Annotated in this window: 23 protein-coding genes; 15 read left to right on the top strand and 8 right to left on the bottom strand. The window is 60.5% G+C overall.

Annotated features, from left to right (window positions below; translation table 11 throughout):
* The first annotated feature begins 36 nt into the window (after nt 1-36).
* The 9 genes from D8U18_RS14445 (at nt 37) to D8U18_RS14485 (ending at nt 6,864) form a co-directional block, all read left to right on the top strand.
* Entirely contained in the window at nt 37-723 is a 687-nt protein-coding gene (locus tag D8U18_RS14445) for a YggS family pyridoxal phosphate-dependent enzyme (RefSeq protein ID WP_056853978.1), read from the top strand.
* A 33-nt stretch (nt 724-756) separates the two neighbouring features.
* The gene (gene proC / locus D8U18_RS14450) at nt 757-1,575 is read left to right on the top strand and encodes a pyrroline-5-carboxylate reductase (RefSeq protein WP_056853979.1); all 819 of its coding nucleotides are present in this window, start codon (nt 757-759) and stop codon (nt 1,573-1,575) included.
* A 24-nt stretch (nt 1,576-1,599) separates the two neighbouring features.
* Nucleotides 1,600-2,187, top strand: coding sequence for a YggT family protein (locus tag D8U18_RS14455; protein WP_056853980.1), 588 nt, complete (start codon nt 1,600-1,602; stop codon nt 2,185-2,187).
* Between the two features lie 321 nt (nt 2,188-2,508).
* Nucleotides 2,509-3,648, top strand: coding sequence for a homoserine O-acetyltransferase (locus D8U18_RS14460; RefSeq protein WP_056853981.1), 1,140 nt, complete (start codon nt 2,509-2,511; stop codon nt 3,646-3,648).
* A 7-nt stretch (nt 3,649-3,655) separates the two neighbouring features.
* Complete coding sequence (metW, locus tag D8U18_RS14465; RefSeq protein ID WP_130930298.1) at nt 3,656-4,276, top strand: methionine biosynthesis protein MetW; 621 nt, start codon at nt 3,656-3,658, stop codon at nt 4,274-4,276.
* 25 nt (nt 4,277-4,301) lie between these two features.
* Nucleotides 4,302-4,736, top strand: a complete 435-nt coding sequence (locus tag D8U18_RS14470) for a DUF4426 domain-containing protein (protein WP_056853983.1) — start codon at nt 4,302-4,304, stop codon at nt 4,734-4,736.
* Nucleotides 4,733-5,329, top strand: a complete 597-nt coding sequence (rdgB, locus tag D8U18_RS14475; protein ID WP_131107847.1) for an RdgB/HAM1 family non-canonical purine NTP pyrophosphatase — start codon at nt 4,733-4,735, stop codon at nt 5,327-5,329. Before D8U18_RS14470 ends, rdgB begins: the two co-directional genes overlap by 4 nt.
* Entirely contained in the window at nt 5,326-6,531 is a 1,206-nt protein-coding gene (gene hemW, locus D8U18_RS14480) for a radical SAM family heme chaperone HemW (RefSeq protein WP_131107848.1), read from the top strand. Before rdgB ends, hemW begins: the two co-directional genes overlap by 4 nt.
* 9 nt (nt 6,532-6,540) lie before the next feature.
* Complete coding sequence (locus tag D8U18_RS14485) at nt 6,541-6,864, top strand: DUF3392 domain-containing protein (protein ID WP_131107849.1); 324 nt, start codon at nt 6,541-6,543, stop codon at nt 6,862-6,864.
* Nucleotides 6,865-7,002: 138 nt separating this feature from the next.
* On the opposite strand, the gene trmB is transcribed toward D8U18_RS14485, so the two are convergent.
* From trmB to D8U18_RS14505, 4 genes are all read right to left on the bottom strand, one after another.
* Complete coding sequence (gene trmB / locus D8U18_RS14490; RefSeq protein ID WP_131107850.1) at nt 7,003-7,728, bottom strand: tRNA (guanosine(46)-N7)-methyltransferase TrmB; 726 nt, start codon at nt 7,726-7,728, stop codon at nt 7,003-7,005.
* A gap of 9 nt (nt 7,729-7,737) precedes the next feature.
* Nucleotides 7,738-8,532, bottom strand: a complete 795-nt coding sequence (locus D8U18_RS14495) for a thiazole synthase (RefSeq protein WP_056853988.1) — start codon at nt 8,530-8,532, stop codon at nt 7,738-7,740.
* A 60-nt stretch (nt 8,533-8,592) separates the two neighbouring features.
* Nucleotides 8,593-8,793 carry a sulfur carrier protein ThiS gene (thiS, locus tag D8U18_RS14500; RefSeq protein WP_007953386.1) on the bottom strand — a complete coding sequence of 67 codons (201 nt, stop codon included), beginning with the start codon at nt 8,791-8,793 and terminating at the stop codon, nt 8,593-8,595.
* Nucleotides 8,794-8,982: 189 nt separating this feature from the next.
* Nucleotides 8,983-9,354 carry a DUF423 domain-containing protein gene (locus tag D8U18_RS14505; RefSeq protein WP_131107851.1) on the bottom strand — a complete coding sequence of 124 codons (372 nt, stop codon included), beginning with the start codon at nt 9,352-9,354 and terminating at the stop codon, nt 8,983-8,985.
* A gap of 74 nt (nt 9,355-9,428) precedes the next feature.
* Here D8U18_RS14505 and mtgA point away from each other — a divergent pair, with 74 nt between their 5' ends.
* On the top strand, nt 9,429-10,151 hold the full coding sequence (gene mtgA, locus D8U18_RS14510) for a monofunctional biosynthetic peptidoglycan transglycosylase (protein WP_056853990.1): 723 nt from the start codon (nt 9,429-9,431) through the stop codon (nt 10,149-10,151).
* 68 nt (nt 10,152-10,219) lie between these two features.
* Here mtgA and rpoH read toward each other — a convergent pair whose 3' ends face one another.
* From rpoH to ftsY, 4 genes are all read right to left on the bottom strand, one after another.
* A complete protein-coding gene (rpoH, locus tag D8U18_RS14515; RefSeq protein ID WP_056853991.1) occupies nt 10,220-11,074 on the bottom strand; it encodes an RNA polymerase sigma factor RpoH in 855 nt (284 codons plus the stop codon).
* A 113-nt stretch (nt 11,075-11,187) separates the two neighbouring features.
* Nucleotides 11,188-12,210, bottom strand: coding sequence for a permease-like cell division protein FtsX (gene ftsX / locus D8U18_RS14520; RefSeq protein ID WP_056853992.1), 1,023 nt, complete (start codon nt 12,208-12,210; stop codon nt 11,188-11,190).
* Entirely contained in the window at nt 12,207-12,878 is a 672-nt protein-coding gene (gene ftsE, locus D8U18_RS14525; RefSeq protein WP_003229148.1) for a cell division ATP-binding protein FtsE, read from the bottom strand. The genes ftsX and ftsE overlap by 4 nt, the downstream gene beginning before the upstream one ends.
* Nucleotides 12,875-14,329: a signal recognition particle-docking protein FtsY gene (gene ftsY, locus D8U18_RS14530; protein ID WP_131107852.1), complete on the bottom strand. Its 1,455-nt coding sequence runs from the start codon at nt 14,327-14,329 to the stop codon at nt 12,875-12,877. The genes ftsE and ftsY overlap by 4 nt, the downstream gene beginning before the upstream one ends.
* 346 nt (nt 14,330-14,675) lie before the next feature.
* Here ftsY and D8U18_RS14535 point away from each other — a divergent pair, with 346 nt between their 5' ends.
* The 5 genes from D8U18_RS14535 (at nt 14,676) to D8U18_RS14555 (ending at nt 21,004) form a co-directional block, all read left to right on the top strand.
* The gene (locus D8U18_RS14535) at nt 14,676-16,031 is read left to right on the top strand and encodes a pitrilysin family protein (protein ID WP_131107853.1); all 1,356 of its coding nucleotides are present in this window, start codon (nt 14,676-14,678) and stop codon (nt 16,029-16,031) included.
* Nucleotides 16,024-17,514, top strand: a complete 1,491-nt coding sequence (locus D8U18_RS14540; RefSeq protein WP_056853995.1) for a pitrilysin family protein — start codon at nt 16,024-16,026, stop codon at nt 17,512-17,514. The genes D8U18_RS14535 and D8U18_RS14540 overlap by 8 nt, the downstream gene beginning before the upstream one ends.
* The gene (rsmD, locus tag D8U18_RS14545) at nt 17,514-18,116 is read left to right on the top strand and encodes a 16S rRNA (guanine(966)-N(2))-methyltransferase RsmD (RefSeq protein ID WP_056853996.1); all 603 of its coding nucleotides are present in this window, start codon (nt 17,514-17,516) and stop codon (nt 18,114-18,116) included. The genes D8U18_RS14540 and rsmD overlap by 1 nt, the downstream gene beginning before the upstream one ends.
* A 103-nt stretch (nt 18,117-18,219) precedes the next feature.
* On the top strand, nt 18,220-19,566 hold the full coding sequence (locus D8U18_RS14550; RefSeq protein WP_131107854.1) for a pitrilysin family protein: 1,347 nt from the start codon (nt 18,220-18,222) through the stop codon (nt 19,564-19,566).
* Nucleotides 19,559-21,004, top strand: coding sequence for a pitrilysin family protein (locus D8U18_RS14555; RefSeq protein WP_130931317.1), 1,446 nt, complete (start codon nt 19,559-19,561; stop codon nt 21,002-21,004). Before D8U18_RS14550 ends, D8U18_RS14555 begins: the two co-directional genes overlap by 8 nt.
* Nucleotides 21,005-21,024 lie beyond the last annotated feature (20 nt).

The raw sequence follows: 21,024 nt of genomic DNA on the forward strand, positions 1-21,024 counted from the left end.
GAATGCCGCGAACCTTCAGACCGCTGGCGCCTCTTGATGTCCACGATAGCAGACAACATTCTTCAGGTTAGTTCGCGCATACATGCCGCAACACTCGCCGCCAATCGCGTCGAAAACAGCGTCCAGCTGCTGGCCGTGAGCAAAACCAAACCCGCACAAGCCTTGCGCGAAGCCTATGCCGCCGGCCTGCGCGACTTTGGCGAGAACTATCTGCAGGAGGCCTTGGGCAAGCAGCTCGAACTGGCCGACCTGCCCTTGATCTGGCACTTCATCGGCCCCATTCAATCGAACAAGACTCGTGCCATTGCCGAGCATTTCGATTGGGTACACTCCGTGGATCGCTTGAAAATCGCACAACGCTTGTCCGAACAACGCCCTGCCGATTTGCCGCCACTGAACATCTGCATCCAGGTCAATGTCAGTGGCGAGGCCAGTAAATCCGGCTGCACCCCCGACGATCTGCCGGCCCTGGCTAATGCCATCAGCGCCCTGCCGCGCCTGAAGTTGCGCGGGCTGATGGCTATCCCTGAGCCGACCGAAGATCGCGCCGCACAGGATGCCGCCTTCGCGGCCGTGCAAAGCCTGCAAGCCAGCCTCAACCTGCCGCTCGACACACTTTCCATGGGCATGAGCCACGATCTTGAATCGGCCATTGCCCAGGGCGCCACCTGGGTCCGTATCGGTACGGCACTGTTCGGCGCTCGCGACTACAGTCAGCCGTAACATGGCTGAGACACTTCTGAATAAGGACCTGACATGAGCAAGACGCGTATTGCCTTTATCGGTGCCGGCAACATGGCCGCCAGCCTGATCGGTGGCCTGCGGGCCAAAGGTCTGGATGCGGCGCAGATCCGCGCCAGTGATCCGGGCGAAGAAACCCGCGCCCGCGTGAGCGCCGAGCATGGCATCGAAGTATTCGCCGACAACGCCCAGGCCATCGATGGCGCCGATGTGGTCGTACTGGCGGTCAAACCCCAGGCGATGAAAGCCGTTTGCGAGGCCATCCGCCCAAGCCTCAAGTCCAACCAGCTGGTGGTGTCGATTGCCGCCGGCATCACTTGCGCCAGCATGAACAACTGGCTCGGTGCCCAGCCCATCGTGCGTTGCATGCCCAACACGCCGGCACTGTTGCGCCAGGGTGTCAGCGGCTTGTTCGCCACCGCCGAAGTGACAGCCGAGCAGCGTCAGCAAGCCCAGGAGCTGTTGTCCGCAGTCGGCATTGCCCTGTGGCTGGACCAAGAGCAGCAACTGGATGCGGTCACCGCCGTTTCTGGCTCCGGCCCGGCGTACTTTTTCCTGTTGATCGAAGCCATGACCGCCGCAGGCGTGAAACTCGGCCTGCCAGCGGACATCGCCGCGCAATTGACCTTGCAAACCGCCCTGGGCGCTGCACACATGGCGGTATCCAGTGACGTCGACGCCGCGGAATTACGTCGCCGCGTGACCTCGCCTGCGGGCACCACGGAAGCCGCTATCAAGTCGTTCCAGGCCAACGGTTTCGAAGCCCTGGTCGAAAAAGCACTGGGCGCCGCCGCGCACCGCTCCGCCGAGATGGCTGAGCAACTTGGCCGCTAATCAGCTCTCAATAAGGAATCAATAATGCTCGGACTCAATGACGCTGCCATTTTTGTGATTCAAACCCTGGGCAGCCTGTATCTGCTGATCGTGCTGTTGCGCTTCATCCTGCAACTGGTGCGTGCCAACTTCTACAACCCGCTCTGCCAGTTCGCCGTGAAAGCCACTCAACCGCTGCTCAAGCCACTGCGCCGGGTGATCCCGAGCATGTTCGGCCTGGACATGTCGTCGCTGGTCCTGGCCCTGGTGGTGCAAATGGCGCTGTTCGCGGTGATCCTGCTGCTCAGTGGCTACTCGGTCGACGCCCTGCTCCTGGCGCCTTGGGCGCTGATCGGTATCTTTGCGCTGTTCTTGAAGATCCTGTTCTGGGCGATGATCATCAGTGTGATCCTGTCCTGGGTCGCTCCGGGCAGTCATAACCCGGGGGCGGAACTGGTGCAGCAGATCACCGAGCCGGTACTTGCGCCGTTCCGCCGGATCATCCCGAACCTGGGCGGCCTCGATATTTCGCCGATCTTCGCCTTCATCGCGTTGCAGTTGCTGCAAAGCTGGCTGATCCCGCGCCTGGCTTACTACGCGCTGATGCCGAAGGAATTGTTTGGCCTGATCTGACTCGTTCGCAGCTGGACCGCGTCATCGTTCATCGCGGGCAAGCCTCGCTCCTACAGGACGTATATGACTTCTGTAGGAGCGAGGCTTGCCCGCGAAGGCAGCGCCCCGGTGTAACAGGAAAAACAGGCCCGGCCTTCATGATCGTTCCCACGCTCTGCGTGGGAACGCCTCTGCGGACGCTCCGCGTTCGGCTCTTTGCGACGCGGAGCGTCCCTGGCCGCGTTCCCACGCAGAGCATGGGAACGATCATCGCGGGTAGTTGCTTGCTGCTAGGGGCAGCGGTCTTTAGACTTACGCCTCATTTCAACGAGAGCAGGGTCGATGCCAGCTGCCTTTCCCCCCGATTCTGTTGGTCTGGTGACGCCGCAAATGGCGCACTTCAGCGAACCCCTGGCGTTGGCCTGCGGCCGTTCGCTTCCAGCCTATGACCTGATTTACGAAACCTACGGCACGCTGAATGCTTCAGCGAGCAACGCCGTGCTGATCTGCCACGCCTTGTCCGGTCACCACCACGCTGCCGGCTATCACAGCGTCGACGACCGCAAACCCGGTTGGTGGGACAGCTGCATCGGCCCCGGCAAGCCGATCGACACCAGCAAGTTCTTCGTGGTCAGCCTGAACAACCTCGGCGGTTGCAACGGTTCTACCGGCCCGAGCAGCGTCAACCCGGAAACCGGCAAGCCGTTCGGCGCCGACTTCCCGGTGCTCACCGTGGAAGACTGGGTGCACAGCCAGGCGCGCCTGGCGGATCTGCTGGGCATCGGCCAATGGGCCGCTGTCATCGGTGGCAGCCTGGGGGGCATGCAAGCGTTGCAGTGGACCATCACTTATCCGGATCGCGTGCGCCACTGCCTGGCCATCGCCTCGGCCCCCAAACTGTCGGCGCAGAACATCGCCTTCAACGAAGTGGCGCGCCAGGCGATTCTCACAGACCCGGAGTTCCATGGCGGCTCCTTCCAGGAACACGGCGTGATTCCCAAGCGCGGCCTGATGCTGGCGCGAATGGTCGGGCACATTACCTATCTGTCCGATGATTCCATGGGCGAGAAATTCGGCCGCGGCCTGAAAAGCGAAAAGCTCAACTACGACTTCCACAGTGTCGAGTTCCAGGTTGAAAGCTATCTGCGTTATCAGGGCGAAGAGTTCTCCGGGCGCTTCGATGCCAACACCTATCTGTTGATGACCAAGGCCCTGGATTACTTTGATCCGGCAGCCAACTTCGACGATAACCTGGCAAAAACCTTCGAAAACGCCACGGCAAAATTCTGCGTGATGTCGTTCACCACCGACTGGCGCTTCTCGCCTGCCCGCTCGCGGGAACTGGTGGACGCACTGATGGCTGCACGCAAGGACGTCTGTTATCTGGAAATCGATGCGCCGCAAGGTCATGACGCCTTCCTGATCCCGATCCCGCGTTACTTGCAGGCGTTCGGCAACTACATGAACCGCATTACGTTGTGAGATAGCCATGAGAGCTGATCTGGAAATCATCCAGGAATGGATCCCCGCCGGTAGCCGCGTGCTCGACCTTGGTTGCGGCGACGGTGAACTGCTGACCTGGCTGCGCGACAACAAGCAAGTCAGCGGCTACGGCCTGGAAAACGATGCGGACAATATCGCCGCGTGCGTGGCCAAAGGCATCAACGTCATCGAGCAGGACCTGGACAAGGGCCTGGGCAACTTCGCCAGCAACAGCTTCGACGTCGTGGTCATGACCCAGGCGCTGCAAGCGGTGCACTATCCGGACAGGATCCTCGACGAAATGCTGCGGGTCGGTCGCCAGTGCATCATCACGTTCCCGAATTTCGGCCATTGGCGCTGCCGCTGGTACCTGGCGAGCAAGGGCCGGATGCCGGTTTCCGAGTTCCTGCCTTATACCTGGTACAACACGCCGAACATCCACTTCTGCACCTTCGCCGACTTTGAAGCCTTGTGTCGCGAACGTGAAGCCAAGGTCATTGATCGGCTTGCCGTGGATCAACAGCATCGGCACGGGTGGGCCAGTAAGCTATGGCCTAATCTGTTAGGTGAGATCGGTATTTACCGCGTCAGCAGCCCGGGGCTTGCAGACCACAAGGTCGCGGTCTGATCCACCACATTCGAGGAGAACGATCATGGGTCGTCTAGCGCTGTTTTTACTTACTGCCTGCCTGAGCGTCACCGCCATGGCTGCTGACACCATCAAGGGTGACCGCCAGGAAAAGTTTGGCGACGTGACGGTGCACTACAACACCTTCAACTCCACGTATCTGACGCCCGACATCGCCAAAGCCGCAGAGCTTACCCGCAGCAAGAACCAGGGCGTCATCAATATTTCCGTGCTCAAGGACGGCAAGCCACAAATGGCTCAGGTCAGCGGCACGGTCAAGGACCTCACCAGCCAGAGCGTGAACCTGAACTTCCGCCAGATCACTGAACAGGGCGCGATCTACTACATCGCCCAATTCCCGGTGGAGCAACAGGAAAACCGCACCTTCGACATCAAGGTGCAGACCGGTGACAAAATCCACACCATCAATTTCAACCAAGAGTTATTCCCCGGCCAATGATCAACTTCACGCAACTCGTATTGGCCAGCCATAACGCCGGCAAACTCAAGGAACTCCAGGCCATGCTCGGCGACTCGGTGCAACTGCGCTCGATCGGCGAGTTCAGCAGCATCGAGCCTGAAGAAACCGGCCTGTCGTTCGTCGAGAACGCCATCCTCAAGGCCCGCAATGCCGCGCGCATTTCCGGCCTGCCGGCGCTGGCCGACGATTCCGGGCTGGCGGTGGACTTCCTCGGCGGTGCGCCGGGCATCTACTCGGCGCGGTATGCCGACGGCAAAGGCGATGCGGCGAACAACGCCAAGCTGCTCGACGTCTTGAAGGACGTGCCTGAAGCCGAACGCGGTGCGCAGTTTGTCTGCGTGCTGGCACTGGTGCGTCACGCCGACGATCCGCTGCCGATCCTCTGCGAAGGCCTGTGGCACGGGCGCATCCTGACCCAGGCCAGCGGCGAACACGGTTTTGGCTATGACCCGCTGTTCTGGGTGCCGGAACGCGAGTGCTCCAGCGCTGAGTTGAGCCCTGCCGACAAGAACCGGATCAGCCACCGCGCCCGTGCAATGGATCTACTGCGCCAGCGCCTGGGCTTGAAATGACCGATGAATCCACAGCATCGCCACTGATCTTCGGCGGCGATGCGCAAACGCCTCGGGCGGCGCTGTCAGTGCTGCCGCCCCTGGCGCTGTACATCCACATTCCGTGGTGTGTACGCAAATGCCCTTATTGCGACTTCAACTCCCACACTGCCAGTCCTGTGCTGCCGGAAGAAGAGTATGTCGACGCGTTGCTGGCCGATCTCGATCAGGACCTGCATGCCGTTCACGGGCGTGAGCTGAGCTCGATCTTCTTCGGTGGCGGCACGCCGAGCCTGTTCAGCGCCCAAGCCCTGGGGCGTTTGCTCAAAGGCGTGGAACAGCGCATCGCGTTTGCCGACGATATCGAAATCACCCTGGAAGCCAACCCCGGCACCTTCGAACAGGACAAGTTCGTGGCCTACCGGAAACTGGGGATCAATCGCCTGTCGATCGGCATCCAGAGCTTCCAGCAGGAAAAACTCCAGGCATTGGGCCGCATTCACAATGGTGACGAAGCGGTACGCGCCGCTGGCATGGCACGTCAGGCCGGGTTCGATAACTTCAACCTGGACTTGATGCACGGCTTGCCGGATCAGTCCCTGGAAGACGCCCTGGCGGACCTGCGCACGGCCATTGCCCTGAAACCCACGCACCTGTCGTGGTACCAACTGACCCTGGAACCCAACACCGTATTCTGGAACCAGCCGCCGACGCTGCCGGAAGACGATACGTTGTGGGACATCCAGGAGGCAGGCCAGGCGCTACTCGCCGAGCACGGTTACGCGCAATACGAAGTCTCGGCCTATGCCCTGCCAGGTCGACCGGCGCGGCATAACCTCAATTACTGGAGTTTCGGCGATTTCATCGGCATCGGTGCCGGTGCCCACGGCAAACTCAGCCATCCGGACGGCCGCATCATCCGCACATGGAAGACTCGCTTGCCGAAGGACTATTTGAATCCGGCGAAAAGCTTCCAGGCCGGCGAGAAAGCCCTGAACAACGATGAGATGCCGTTCGAGTTCCTGATGAACGCGCTGCGCCTGACGGAAGGCGTCGAATCGCGGCTCTATCCAGAACGTACCGGCATGCCCCTGGAAAGCCTTGCCGAAGGCCGCCGGGAAGCCGAACAAAGCGGCCTGTTGCAGGTCGAACCGTCACGTCTGGTAGCCACCGAGCGCGGACAACTCTTCCTCAACGACTTGCTGCAGAAATTTCTGACATAAGGAAATCGAATGGATTTGGTACTCGACCTGCTTGCCACCGTGTCTCGCTGGAGCCGCAGCAACCTCTCGGAAATCGCCCTGGCCCTGGTGGGTTGCCTGCTGGTGCTGTTCGGTGCGGATTTCAAAAGTTGGGTCGAGCAACGCCTGGGCAGTATCGCCGGCGCCCTGCGCGTGCCGCTGATGGCTCTGTTGTGCATGGTGGGTAGCGGCGCAGCGTTGATCTACGCCACGCCATGGATCGTTCGGGGCTTGAGCCAGTTCAACAACTACAGCCTGGCGCCGGTGTTGTTGGTGGTGCTGGTACTCATCGGCGTAGTCGCGGACCGCCGCTGATTCCCTGGCCATTGATCGTTCCCACGCTCTGCGTGGGAACGCAGCCCGGGACGCTCTGCGCCCCTTTTAAAGCCGAATGCGGAGCGTCCGTTGAGGCATTCCCACGCGGAGCGTGGGAACGATCAGCTATGGCGCGATTTAGGACTGCTTTTCGAACTTCAGATCCCACACGCCATGCCCAAGACGTTCGCCACGGCGTTCGAACTTGGTGATCGGGCGTTCGGCCGGACGGGGTACGCACTTGCCGTCTTCGGCGAGATTGCGATAACCCGGCGCGACGCTCATCACTTCCAGCATGTACTCGGCATACGGTTCCCAGTCGGTGGCCATGTGCAGAATGCCGCCCACCTTCAGCTTGCTGCGTACCAGCTCAGCGAATGAGGCCTGAACGATGCGGCGCTTGTGGTGACGGCTCTTGTGCCACGGGTCCGGGAAAAACAGCATCAGACGATCAAGGCTGTTGTCAGCGATGCAGCGGTTGAGCACTTCGATGGCGTCGCAATCGTAGACCCGCAGGTTGGTCAAACCCTGGGTCAACACGCCATTGAGCAGCGCGCCGACACCCGGACGGTGAACCTCGACGCCAATGAAATCCTGTTCCGGCGAGGCTGCTGCCATCTCCAGCAATGAATGGCCCATGCCAAAACCGATTTCCAGCGAGCGCGGTGCCGAGCGACCGAACACCTGGTCGAAATCCACCGGTGCGTCGGCCAGCGGCAACACGAATTTCGCTGCGCCCTGGTCCAGGCCGCGCTGCTGGCCTTCGGTCATGCGCCCGGCGCGCATCACGAAACTCTTGATGCGGCGGTGTTGGCGCTCGTCGCCTTCGTCCGGCTGGACAGGCGTGTCGTTCGATTCAGTCATCAATGGCTCTTACTTGATCAGACCATCCAGCGGCGAAGAGGCGCTGGCATAGAGTTTTTTCGGCATGCGGCCGGCGAGGTAGGCCAGGCGGCCCGCGACGATCGCGTGTTTCATGGCTTCGGCCATCATGACCGGCTGCCCCGCGTGGGCGATCGCCGAATTCATCAGCACCGCGTCACAGCCCAGTTCCATGGCGATGGCGGCGTCGGAAGCGGTACCGACACCGGCATCCACCAACACCGGAATTTTCGCTTCCTCGAGGATGATCTGCAGGTTGTACGGGTTGCAGATCCCCAGCCCCGAACCGATCAGACCGGCCAGCGGCATGACGGCGATGCAGCCGATTTCCGCCAATTGACGGGCGATAATCGGGTCATCACTGGTGTAGACCATCACGTCGAAACCTTCCTTGACCAGTGTTTCTGCGGCCTTGAGGGTTTCGATCACGTTGGGAAACAGGGTTTTCTGGTCGGCCAGCACTTCCAGCTTTACCAGGTTGTGACCATCGAGCAGCTCACGGGCCAGGCGGCAAGTGCGCACGGCCTCGATCGCGTCGTAGCAACCGGCGGTGTTCGGCAGGAAGGTGTAGCGATCCGGCGACAGCACTTCAAGCAGGTTCGGCTCGCCCTCGATCTGCCCGAGGTTGGTGCGACGCACGGCGAAGGTGACGATCTCGGCACCCGAGGCTTCGATGGCCTGGCGGGTTTCTTCCATGTCACGGTACTTGCCGGTACCGACCAGCAAACGCGACTGGTAAGTACGACCGGCCAGGACGAAAGGCTTGTCGCTACGAACGATGCTCATGGGAAATCCTCTGTAGGAGTGAGGTACTTGCTGAATGCTGCGGCCTTTCGGCCGAGGCGACTAGCCGCCGCCGATGGCGTGCACGACTTCGACGTTGTCGCCGTCGTTCAGGGTGGTATCTGCATGCTGACTGCGCGGGACGATATCCAGATTGAGTTCGACCGCCACCCGGCGTCCGGTCAAGTCCAGACGGGTCAGCAGGGCCGCAACGGTTTCACCGTCGGGCAGTTCAAAGGATTCGCCGTTCAACTGAATGCGCATGCCGGATGCCGCCATCATTTTTAGGGGCTGGCATTCTAGCCCGATCAGTCAGGCCGACCCAAGCCATTCGTCAGTCACACACCTTGCAGGAGCGAGCCTGCTCGCGATGGATGCCAGAACAACGCGTGTAATCAGCAAGCACGCGTTATCGTTCACGTCCATCGCGGGCAAGCCTCGCTCCTACAGAGGTCAGCTCAACCGCCAGGCGGCGAGGCCCAGGCAAAACCAGCCCACCAGAAACGCCAGCCCGCCAAATGGCGTGATGATGCCAAGCTTGCTGACTCCGGTCAGCGTCAGCACATACAGGCTGCCGGAAAACAGCAGGATGCCGATGACAAACGATGCACCAGCCCACGTCACAAGGCGCCCGGGGATTTGCGTGGCCAGCAACGCGACACCCAGCAACGCCAGAGTGTGCACCAGTTGATAGGTGACGCCGGTATGAAAAATCGCCAGGTACTCGGCGCTCAGACGGTTTTTCAGGCCATGGGCCGCAAACGCCCCAAGGCCGACACCGGTGAAGCCGAAAAAAGCGGCCAGCATCAGAAAGCCACGCAGCATGAAGAACTCCAGTCAGACTCAATCTACAGGGTCTGTATAATGGCCCGCTCCACGGGTTCGGCCAAGCCATCTCTATGCTGCGTATCTATTTCCGTCGTTTCACCAAGGCCGTGCTCTGGTTCATGGGCGGCAGCGTCCTGTTGGTGCTGATCTTTCGCGTGGTGCCGCCACCGGGGACGGCGCTGATGGTCGAGCGCAAGATCGAATCCTGGATCGATGGCGAGCCCATCGACCTGCAACGCTCGTGGAAGCCGTGGGATGAAATTTCCGATGACCTGAAAGTCGCAGTGATTGCCGGCGAAGATCAGAAATTCCCCGAACACTGGGGCTTTGACGTGAATGCGATCAAGGCGGCACTGGCCCATAACGAACTCGGCGGCTCGATCCGCGGCGCCAGCACCCTGAGCCAGCAAGTCTCGAAAAACCTGTTCCTGTGGTCCGGTCGCAGCTGGCTGCGCAAAGGCCTGGAAGCCTGGTTCACCGGACTGATCGAAGTGTTCTGGCCCAAGCAGCGGATTCTCGAGGTGTACCTCAACAGTGTCGAGTGGGATGACGGCGTGTTCGGTGCCGAGGCTGCGGCCAGGCACCATTTTGGCGTCAGCGCCAAAGGCCTCAGCCGCCAGCAATCGAGCTTGCTGGCGGCGGTCCTGCCCAATCCGCGGGTGTGGAGTGCCAGTCATCCGACGGGATACGTGGCGCGGCGCGCAGGCTGGATTCGGCGGCAGATGAGTCAGTTGGGTGGTGAGAGTTATCTGGTTGGCCTCAACGATTCGCGCCGGGCGCCTTGGGCTCAATAACCAATAATGGGCACACACAAAAACGCCCCGATCAATGATCGGGGCGTTTTTTATTGCTGGTGCCCGGGTTACGCGGCGATCGACACCTTGAGCTTGTTCATCGCGCTCTTCTCAAGCTGACGAATACGCTCGGCCGAAACGTTGTACTTCTGCGCCAGGTCGTGCAGCGTGGCTTTTTCTTCCGCCAGCCAGCGCTGGTAGAGGATGTCACGGCTGCGGTCGTCCAACACTTCCAGCGCTTCGTGCAGGTTGTGGTTGGAGTTGTCGCTCCAGTCGGCATCTTCCAGCTGACGCGCCGGGTCGTACCGGTGGTCTTCCAGATAATTGGCCGGCGACTGGAACGCACTGTCGTCGTCGGCTTCGGCAGCCGGGTCGAAGGCCATGTCGTGGCCAGTCAGGCGACTTTCCATCTCACGCACTTCCCGAGGCTCTACACCGAGGCTTTCCGCCACACGATGCACTTCCTCGTTGTTCAACCAGGCCAGACGCTTTTTCTGGCTGCGCAGATTGAAGAACAGCTTGCGCTGGGCCTTGGTGGTCGCGACTTTCACGATGCGCCAGTTGCGCAGGATGAACTCGTGGATTTCCGCCTTGATCCAGTGCACCGCAAACGACACCAGGCGCACACCCATTTCCGGGTTGAAACGCTTGACCGCCTTCATCAGGCCAACGTTGCCTTCCTGGATCAGGTCGGCCTGGGCCAGCCCGTAGCCGGAATAGCTGCGGGCGATATGTACGACAAAACGCAGGTGGGCGAGCACCATCTGCCGAGCCGCCTCAAGATCCTGCTCATAATAGAGACTCTCGGCCAGTTCACGCTCCTGCTCCGGCGTCAGCAATGGAATGCTGTTGACGGTGTGCACATAGGCCTCCAGGTTCGCACCCGGGACCAGAGCATATGCAGGCTGCAAAGAATTGGTCATACGAAAAAACCTCCGACTTACATACTCGTGCCAGTGGCACTGCGAAAATTGACCGGAAACCAAAAGACAAGTTCCCCTAAAAACTGCAAGGTCAATCACGCGCAAAAAAGATTCTACTTCGGCGCCAACTCCCTGAGATGACGTGCGACTGCAATCCATGCACCGATATAACCCAACAGCACCGCGCCAAGCAAGAGAGACAGACCATCGGCCACCGGTACGCCGGCCAGCGCGAAATCGCTGCCATACAAACCGGCCAGCCCGACGACCGCATCGTTCAGCCAGTCCAGACCAAACGCCAACAGCCCCCAGGAAAGCAGCCCTGCACCGAAACCATACAACGCACCCATATAGAGAAAGGGCCTGCGCACATAGCTGTCAGTGCCGCCCACGAGTTTAATCACTTCTATCTCGGTGCGGCGGTTTTCAATATGAAGACGAATGGTATTGCCTATCACCAAAAGTAATGCAGAAACCAGAAGCACGGTCAGACCAAAGACAAAGCGGTCACCGAGCTTGAGGATGGCTGCCAGACGCTCGACCCAGACTAGATCAAGTTGCGCCTGTTGTACCCTGGGCAGTTCGGAAAGTTTTTGTCTTAATGCTTCAAGTGCAGGCTTGTCGACTTCGTTCGGCGTCACCAGGACCACGCCGGGCAGCGGGTTCTCCGGTAACTCCTTGAGCGCATCGCCCAGGCCGGACTGCTGCTGGAACTCTTCCAGAGCCTGATCACGCCCCACGTACTCGGCATCCGCCACACCGGGCATGGCCTTGATCTGCTCACGCAGGGATTCACCTTCAGCCGGGCTGGCTTCGAGTTGCAGGTACAGGGAGATCTGTGCCGCACGCTGCCAGGAACCGCCCAGACGCTCGACGTTACTTAGCAAAAGTGACAGCCCCATGGGTAAGCTCAGGGCAACGGCCATCACCATGCAGGTGAAAAAACTGCCAATCGGCTGCTTGCCCAGGCGGCGCAAGCTGTCCAGCAAGCTGGCACGATGGCTTTCAATCCAGGCGCGAAACAGTGTGGCGAAGTCCGGGCCATCATCGTCATCGCGCTTTTTCTTCTGCGGCTGCGGATCGGCGGCCTTCGGGGCCACGCGCTCGGAAACCTTCGGACTGCGTGTCGCACTCATACGCCGGCCTCCCCGTCGCCAATCAATCGGCCGCGTTGCAACGTCAGCATACGGTGGCGCATGCGCGCGATCAGGGCCAGGTCGTGACTGGCGATCAGCACGCTGGTGCCCAGGCGGTTGATGTCTTCGAACACGCCCATGATTTCTGCCGCCAGACGCGGGTCGAGGTTACCGGTCGGTTCGTCCGCCAGCAGCAAGGCCGGGCGATGGACGATGGCGCGGGCGATGCCGACGCGCTGTTGCTGACCGGTGGACAGGTCGCCGGGATACAAATCGGTCTTGTCCGACAGCGCCACACGTTCCAGCGCCGAGTCCACGCGCTTGGCGATTTCCGCCTTGGACAAACCGAGGATCTGCAACGGCAATGCGACGTTATTGAACACCGTGCGATCGAACAGCAACTGATGGTTCTGGAACACCACGCCGATCTGCCGGCGCAGGAATGGGATCTGTGCGTTGCTGATGGTGCTCAGGTCCTGCCCGGCGAGCAGCAGTTTGCCGCTGGTGGGACGCTCCATCGCCAGCAACAGCCGCAACAGCGTACTTTTACCGGCACCGGAATGGCCGGTGACAAACAGAAACTCGCCGCGACGGACTCGAAAGCTCAGCTCATGCAAGCCGACGTGACCATTCGGGTAGCGTTTACCGACCTGTTCGAAACGAATCATGAACGCTCCCGCTCGGCAAACAGTGCCTGGACAAAGGGTTCAGCTTCAAAAGTGCGCAAATCGTCGATGCCTTCACCGACGCCGATGTAGCGGATCGGCAGGCCGAACTGCTTGGCCAGGGCAAAAATCACCCCGCCCTTGGCGGTACCATCAAGCTTGGTCAGCGCCAGGCCGGTCAGTTCGACGGTCTGGTTGAATTGCTTGGCCTGATTGATGGCGTTCTGGCCGGTGCCGGCATCGAGTACCAGCAGCACTTCATGTGGCGCGTCGGCGTCGAGCTTGCCGATCACCCGGCGGACCTTTTTCAGCTCTTCCATCAGGTTGTCTTTGGTGTGCAGGCGACCGGCGGTGTCGGCGATCAGAACATCGATGCCACGGGCCTTGGCGGCTTGCACGGCATCGAAGATGACCGAAGCCGAATCCGCGCCGGTGTGCTGGGCAATGACCGGGATTTTGTTGCGCTCACCCCAGACCTGCAATTGCTCCACCGCCGCAGCACGGAAGGTGTCACCGGCGGCGAGCATGACTTTCTTGCCTTCCAGTTGCAGTTTCTTCGCCAGTTTGCCGATGGTCGTGGTTTTGCCGGCACCGTTGACGCCCACCACCAGGATCACGAACGGCTTGTTCTGCGAGGCGATTTTCAGCGGTTGTTCGACCGGCTTGAGCATCGCCGCCAATTCGGCTTGCAGGGACTTGTAGAGGGCGTCGGCATCGGCCAACTCTTTGCGCGCGACCTTCTGCGTCAGGCGCTGGATGATCACCGAAGTGGCCTCTACCCCAACGTCGGCGGTCAGCAGACGGGTTTCCAGGTCATCGAGCAGTTCGTCATCGATGGCTTTCTTGCCCAGGAACAGGCTGGCCATGCCTTCGCCGATGCTGGCACTGGTCTTGGACAAGCCTTGCTTGAGTCGGGCAAAAAAACCGGCTTTGGTTTCTTCGCTGCGTACAGGCTCGACCGGAACTTCAACCGGGGCAACGGCCACCGGCTCGATGACAGGTGCAGGTGCAGGTTCGGGCTCAGGCATCTGGACAACCGGTGCCACCGGTTCCGGGACCGCTTCAACGACCGGTGCGACAACCGGCACTGGCTCAGGGGCAAAGGCACTTGGAGCAGGAATCGGCGGCGTTACATGGGGCGCCAGCTCGTCTTCGACCAACGCCACCGGCTCTTCCGCCACGGGCAAGGTCAGCCAGGGTTCTGCGGCCGGGGACAGCGGCAGTTCGGCAACGATTTGCGGTTCAGGTTCGACGGTCGGTTGCAGCACCGGCTCGGCGATTGGCAGGACGACCGGCACTGATGCTTCTTCTATTACCGGCGCAGGCGTGGGTTCAGGGAGTGGTTGTGGCTGTTCGACGACGGATTCCTGCGGTTTTTTGCGCAGCCATCCGAACAGGCTTTTCTTTTCGCCAGCCGTAGCTGGGGTCTTCTTGTCGTCGTTGGAACCAAACATGGAGGACGGCTATCTCACGGTAGCGACGCGCCAACGGGCGCCCCGGCAAATAAATATTCGATGCAGAACAGACTGCGATTGCTACAGCTTGTTCACGCGCAACATTTTGTCGAGGTGCAATCGGGCACCTTGCAAAAAAACGACTTCACGAAGGACTGAAGCGTAATAATCGGCGAAAACGCAGAGTTTAGTTGATAAACCATAGCTTTCTGCCGCAAACCCAAACAACCTGATCACACACAAAGGTCTGATAGGCGTGGCCGCCAGTAAAACGGATCAGTATCCTAGCACCCTCTCGCCCGCCGACGCTAAGACCTAGCGGGCAGCCCAACAGGTTTAAACACGAATGAATGCTCTAGCCCGCCGCGCCGCAGGCCTGCTGCTCAGCACAGTTTGTCTGCCCCTCTCGGCCCTGGCTGCCGACCCGCAACCCACCCACGAGTTCACCCTCGACAACGGCTTGAAGGTCGTCGTGCGCGAAGACCATCGTGCGCCGGTGGTGGTTTCCCAAGTCTGGTACAAGGTCGGCTCCAGCTACGAGACACCGGGTCAGACCGGCCTGTCCCATGCCCTGGAGCACATGATGTTCAAGGGTAGCGAGAAAGTCGGCCCTGGCGAAGCGTCGTTGATCCTGCGCGACCTCGGCGCCGAAGAGAACGCCTTCACCAGCGACGATTTCACCGCCTACTACCAGGTGCTGGCCCGCGACCGCCTGGGCGTGGCTTTCGAACTGGAAGCCGACCGGATGGCCAGCTTGCGCCTGCCACCGGACGAGTTCGCCCGCGAGATCGAAGTCATCAAGGAAGAACGCCGCCTGCGTACCGACGACAAACCGATGTCCAAGGCTTACGAACGTTTCAAGGCCATGGCCTACCCGGCCAGCGGCTATCACACGCCGACCATCGGCTGGATGGCAGACCTGGAGCGCATGAAAGTCGAAGAGCTGCGCCACTGGTATGAATCCTGGTACGTGCCGAACAACGCCACGCTGGTGGTGGTTGGCGACGTGACACCCGAAGAAGTCAAAACCCTGGCCCAACGCTATTTCGGCCCGATCGCCAAGCGTGCCGTGCCTGCCGCGAAAAAACCGCTGGAACTGGCCGAACCCGGCGAGCGCCAGATCACCTTGCACGTGAAGACCCAATTGCCCAGCCTGATGCTGGCATTCAACGTGCCGAGTATCGCCACCGCCGAAGACAAACGCTCGGTGAACGCCTTGCGCCTGATTTCCGCGCTGCTCGATGGCGGCTACAGCGCACGTATCCCGACCCAACTGGAGCGCGGCGAAGAATTGGTGTCCGGCGGCTCGTCGAGCTACGACGCCTACACCCGCGGCGATAGCCTGTTCACGCTGTCGGCAACGCCCAACAGCCAGAAAAACAAGACCATTGCCCAGGCCGAAGCCGGTTTGTGGAAGCTGCTTGAACAGCTGAAAACCACTGCGCCGACCACTGAAGAACTGGAGCGTGTGCGGGCACAGGTCATCGCCGGCCTGGTTTACGAGCGCGACTCGATCACCAGCCAGGCCACGGCCATTGGCCAACTGGAAACGGTCGGGCTGTCCTGGAAACTGATGGATACCGAGCTCGCCGATCTGGAAAGCGTGACCCCGCAAGATATCCAGAATGCCGCCAAGCTGTATTTCACCCGCGAACGTCTCAGCGTCGCCCATGTTCTGCCAGAGGAGACGACTCATGAGTGAGCGTAAAAAACCGCGCCTGGCCCTGTTCGGCCTGATCGCCGTCGCGCTGATCGGCTCTGCCGCGTTCTATTTTTCGAAAACCGACGAATCCAATGCCAGCGAAGCCCTGGACAAGGCCAAGGCCAGCCAGAAGCTGCAATCGCTGACCGAACTCAACGGCAAGGCACCGAGCCGCCGCAAACTCGACGTGCAGACCTGGAACACCGCCGAAGGCGCCAAGGTGTTGTTCGTCGAAGCCCGTGAACTGCCGATGTTCGATATGCGCCTGATCTTCGCCGCCGGCAGCAGCCAGGATGGCAGCGCACCCGGCCTGGCCGTGCTGACCAACGCCATGCTCAACGAGGGTGTGGCCGGCAAAGACGTCAGCGCCATCGCCCAGGGTTTCGAGGGTCTGGGAGCCGATTTCGGCAATGGCGCTTACAAAGACATGGCGGTTGCATCGCTGCGCAGCCTCAGTGCAACGGACAAACGTGAACCGGCCTTGCAGCTGTTTGCGCAAGTCGTCGGCAAGCCAACCTTTCCGGCCGACTCATTTACCCGCATCAAGAACCAGTTGCTCGCCGGCTTCGAATACCAGAAACAGAACCCCGGCAAACTGGCCAGCCTGGAGTTGATGAACCGCTTGTACGGCGATCACCCCTATGCGCACGCCAGTGATGGCACGGCAAAGTCCATTCCCGAGGTGACCCTCGCGCAACTGCGCGCTTTCCACGAAAAAGCCTATGCCGCGGGCAACGTAGTCATCGCACTGGTTGGCGATCTGTCCCGCGCCGAAGCCGAGGCCATGGCCGCGCAGGTGTCCAGCGCCCTGCCCAAAGGTCCGGCCCTGCCGAAGATCGCCCAACCGACCGAACCCAAGGCCAGCATCGGCCACATCGAGTTCCCGTCCAAACAGACCAACCTGATGCTTGCGCAACTGGGCATCGATCGTGATGATCCGGACTACGCCGCACTGTCCATGGGCAACCAGATCCTCGGTGGTGGCGGTTTCGGTACTCGACTGATGAGCGAAGTGCGCGAGAAGCGCGGCCTGGCCTATGGCATATATTCGGGCTTCAGCCCGATGCAGGCGCGTGGCCCGTTCATGATCAACGTGCAGACCCGCGCCGAAATGAGCGAAGGCACTCTGAAACTGGTGCAGGACGTCCTCGCGGACTACCTTGCAACCGGCCCGACCGAGAAAGAACTCGACGACGCCAAGCGTGAACTGGCCGGCAGCTTCCCGCTGTCCACCGCCAGCAACGCCGACATCGTCGGTCAACTGGGTGCCATTGGCTTCTATGACTTGCCGCTGAGCCACCTGGAAGACTTCATGCAACAGTCGCAGAACCTGACCGTCGAGCAAGTCAAAGCGGCCATGAACAAACACTTGAGCACGGACAAAATGGTCATCGTCAGCGCTGGCCCGACCGTGCCGCAAAAGCCGCTGCCGGCCCCTACTGATAAACCTGCCGAGCAACCGCTCGGGGTTCCGGAGCATTAATGGCTACTTCCCGTCCCAAAAAACCCGTCCACAACGTGCACAACGGCGTGAACCAGCTGCGCATCATCGGCGGCGAATGGCGCAGCCGTAAACTGAGCTTCCCCGATGCGCCGGGTCTGCGTCCGACGCCGGACCGGGTGCGTGAAACCCTGTTCAACTGGCTCGCACCTTACGTTCCAGGCGCCAAAGTGCTGGACCCGTTCACCGGCAGCGGCGCGCTGTTCCTCGAAGCCCTGTCCCGTGGCGCGGCCATGGGTCAGGCGCTGGACGCCAGCAGCCTCGCGGTGTCGAGCCTCAAGGAACACCTGGGCACATTGCGCTGCACCACCGGCCAGGTTCAGACCGCTGACGCCCTGCGCTACCTGGAAACCCAGACCGCCACGCCCTACGACCTGGTGTTCCTCGACCCGCCGTTCAACCAGAACCTGTTGCCCGCCGTTTGCGCCCTGCTCGAAGAGCGCCAATGGCTGGCCGACGATGCCTGGATATACACCGAAAGCGAGTCAGCGCCGTCAACCCTGGGCCTGCCGCAGAACTGGCGCCTGCACCGGGAGCAGAAATCCGGGCGAGTGTATTACTCGTTGTGGCAGCGCGGCGCCTGACGTTGCGATTGTGAGGAGCACTACATAGTTACCGCCTGACGTCCTTACGGATCATCCACAGTGGTTTGCGCATAACCCTGCAAACCACTGAGGATGAACACGGATGAACATCTCCTGCTGCATTTTTGTACTGCCATTTATCGCCTGGCTGCCGCTCATGGCCAGCGCTGCCACACCCCCTGCGACGCAAGACTTCGTGCTGGATAACGGCCTCAAGGTCGTCGTGCGCGAGGACCATCGCTCCCCAATCGTCACCGCTCAGCTGTGGATCAAGGCCGGTTCAAGCTACGAGCCGCCCGGCCAGTCGGGCCTGTCCCATGCCCTCGAACACATGGTCTACAAAGGCAGCAGCAAGGCCTGCGCTGGAGAATTCGAGGCGATACTGGAAAGTCTGGGCGCCAGCCAAAACGCCTATACAGGCCCTGATTTCACGGTTTTTTACCAGACACTCGCTTCCGGCCGCGTCGGCGTCGCGTTCGAAATTCTCGCCGATCTGATGAGTACGGCCGAGCTGGATCCGCAGGACTTCACACCGGAGCTCAAGGTCATTCAGGAAGAGCGGCGGATGTACGTCGATGATGAAATCACCGTGCTGGCTCAAGAAAGACTGAACAGCATCGCCCACCCCGCCAGCGGCTATCGCACCCCGACAATTGGCTGGATGCATGACCTGCAACGAATGAGTACCGCGCAATTGCAGCAGTGGTACAAGGCCTGGTATTCGCCGGGCAATGCGACCCTCGTGGTCGCTGGCGATGTCCAGCCCGAGCAGATCAAGGCCCTTGCACGGCAGTATTTCGGCCACCTTGAGCGAGGCACGACACCGGCGGCCCCTGCCCCCGTCGAACTCACTTCTGCGGGCGAACGATCGCTGACCCTGCATGCACCCGTGGCGTCCCCGCGCTTGATCATGAGTTTCAACGCGCCAAGCCTGGCCACGGTTCTGGATCGTCGGACCGCCCATGCCCTGCGCCTGCTCGATATGTTACTGGCCGGTTCCAATAGCGCACGCATCAAACAGCGACTGCAACTGAGCGAGTCAATATTCACCGAGGTCCTCTCGGAATACGACGCCTTCAATCGCGGCGACTCGTTACTGACGATCAGCATGCAGCTCAATGCGGACAAGCTCAATGATGCTGACGCAGCCCTCACCCGTGTGTGGCAGGTGATCGAATCACTCAAAAGCAAGGCACCGGAACCGGCAGAACTGGAACGCGCGAAAAACCTGCTGATCGCCAACCTGGTTTATGCGCAGGACGACCTGCAGAGACAAGCCCACAACCTGGGTCTTTTGCAGACCATTGGCCTGGACTGGCGGCTTGCCGATCTGGATACGCAAGAGCTGAACAAGGTCACACCGCTGGATATTCAACAGGTGGCACAGACTTATCTGACGCGTGAGCGCCTGAGTACCGCGAAAATCCTGCCGGAGAAGAACAATGGATAAGTTCAAAGGCTTGATCAATGGATTGATACTGGCAAGCATGCTGCTCAGCGTTCAGGCCAATGCCGCTGCAATCACGGCGCCCCCGAAACCGGTGCTGCAATCGCTCAGCGAAGCACAAGCGCCTGCGTTCCAACGCACGCTATCGATCAAGGGTTACAAGACTTTCAGCGGCACCAAGATCCTGTTCATCCGTACCCCTGGCTTGCCGATGTTCGACACCCTCGTAAGCTTTGCCGCCGGCAGCGCCCACACAGCACATCAACCGGGCCTGGCAGCGTTGACCTTCAGTCTGTTGAATGAAGGTGTGGCGGGCAAGGACGTCAATGCCATACAGGCGACCTTCGATAACCTGGGCGCAAAGATGGATATGGGAATCAGCCAGGATCGGACGTGGTTTTCCCTGCGTAGCTTGAGTGACGAATCACGACGCACACCAGCCCTGGATTTGTTTGCCCAAATCCTCGGCAAGCCGATGCTGCCGGAGGCCTCCATGGCCGCAGTCAAATCACAATTGCAGTACGTTCTGGATCGCGAAGACCAGTCCCACGCCATTCAAGCCCGCCACGCGAACCTCGGCCAGCTGTTTCCCGACCACGGTTATGCTCAGTCGTTCTTCGGAACCCGGGCCAGCCTTGCCTCCATCACTCGCACCCAGGTGGAGGACTTTCATCGCGAGGCCTATGCCGTGGGCAATGCCCAAATCACACTGGTCGGCGACCTCACCGAAGAGGAAGCCCAGCACATTGGTGCGCAGATAGCCGCGGCCTTGCCCAAGGGGCCGGCCATTGCTGCGATTCGACCCGCGACCAGCCCGACCGCTTCAGGTCTGCTGCGCGTTGAGCGGACATCGACTCAGGCTTACTTGCGCCTGGCCCAGCCAAGTGTCCTGCGAAGCAATCCGGATTACGTCGCGCTGCAGACAGCCATGCTGGTTTTCAGCAAACGACTGACCAATGAACTGCGAGAACGCCGAGGCTTGACCTATCACGTTGAGGCCGAACTCTCAGCCCTTCAGGCACAAGGGCTTCTCTCCATCGAAATACAGACCAGACCCGAGCAGGCCGATGCGGTGCTGGCCCACATCGAGACAATGTTCAGCGACTTTCTCAACCACGGGCCGACCCAACGGGAACTTGAAGACAGCCAACAGCAACTGATTGGTAGCGCGCCGTTGAACAGCGCAACCAATGCGCAGATCTTGAGACAGTTGTACGCCATCAGCACACAAAATCTGCCGCTGGACCTGGACTTTGACGCGCAGGCGGCTTCGAAGCTGAACCTCACATCAATCAAGAGCGCACTCAACCGGCATTACCACTCTGGACAATGGCAGGCGGTCATCCTGGGGCCAAAGGCAGATCAACAACCGCTGCCCGAGCCGAGCGAAAGCGCAACCAATGCCATGTGTCGCGTGCCTGGCGAGATTGTGGCAAGTTAGACTGCCAGGGTGACGCGGTC

Origin of the sequence: Pseudomonas sp. Sample_10 (genome assembly GCF_004321495.1) — a bacterium.
Lineage (GTDB): Bacteria > Pseudomonadota > Gammaproteobacteria > Pseudomonadales > Pseudomonadaceae > Aquipseudomonas.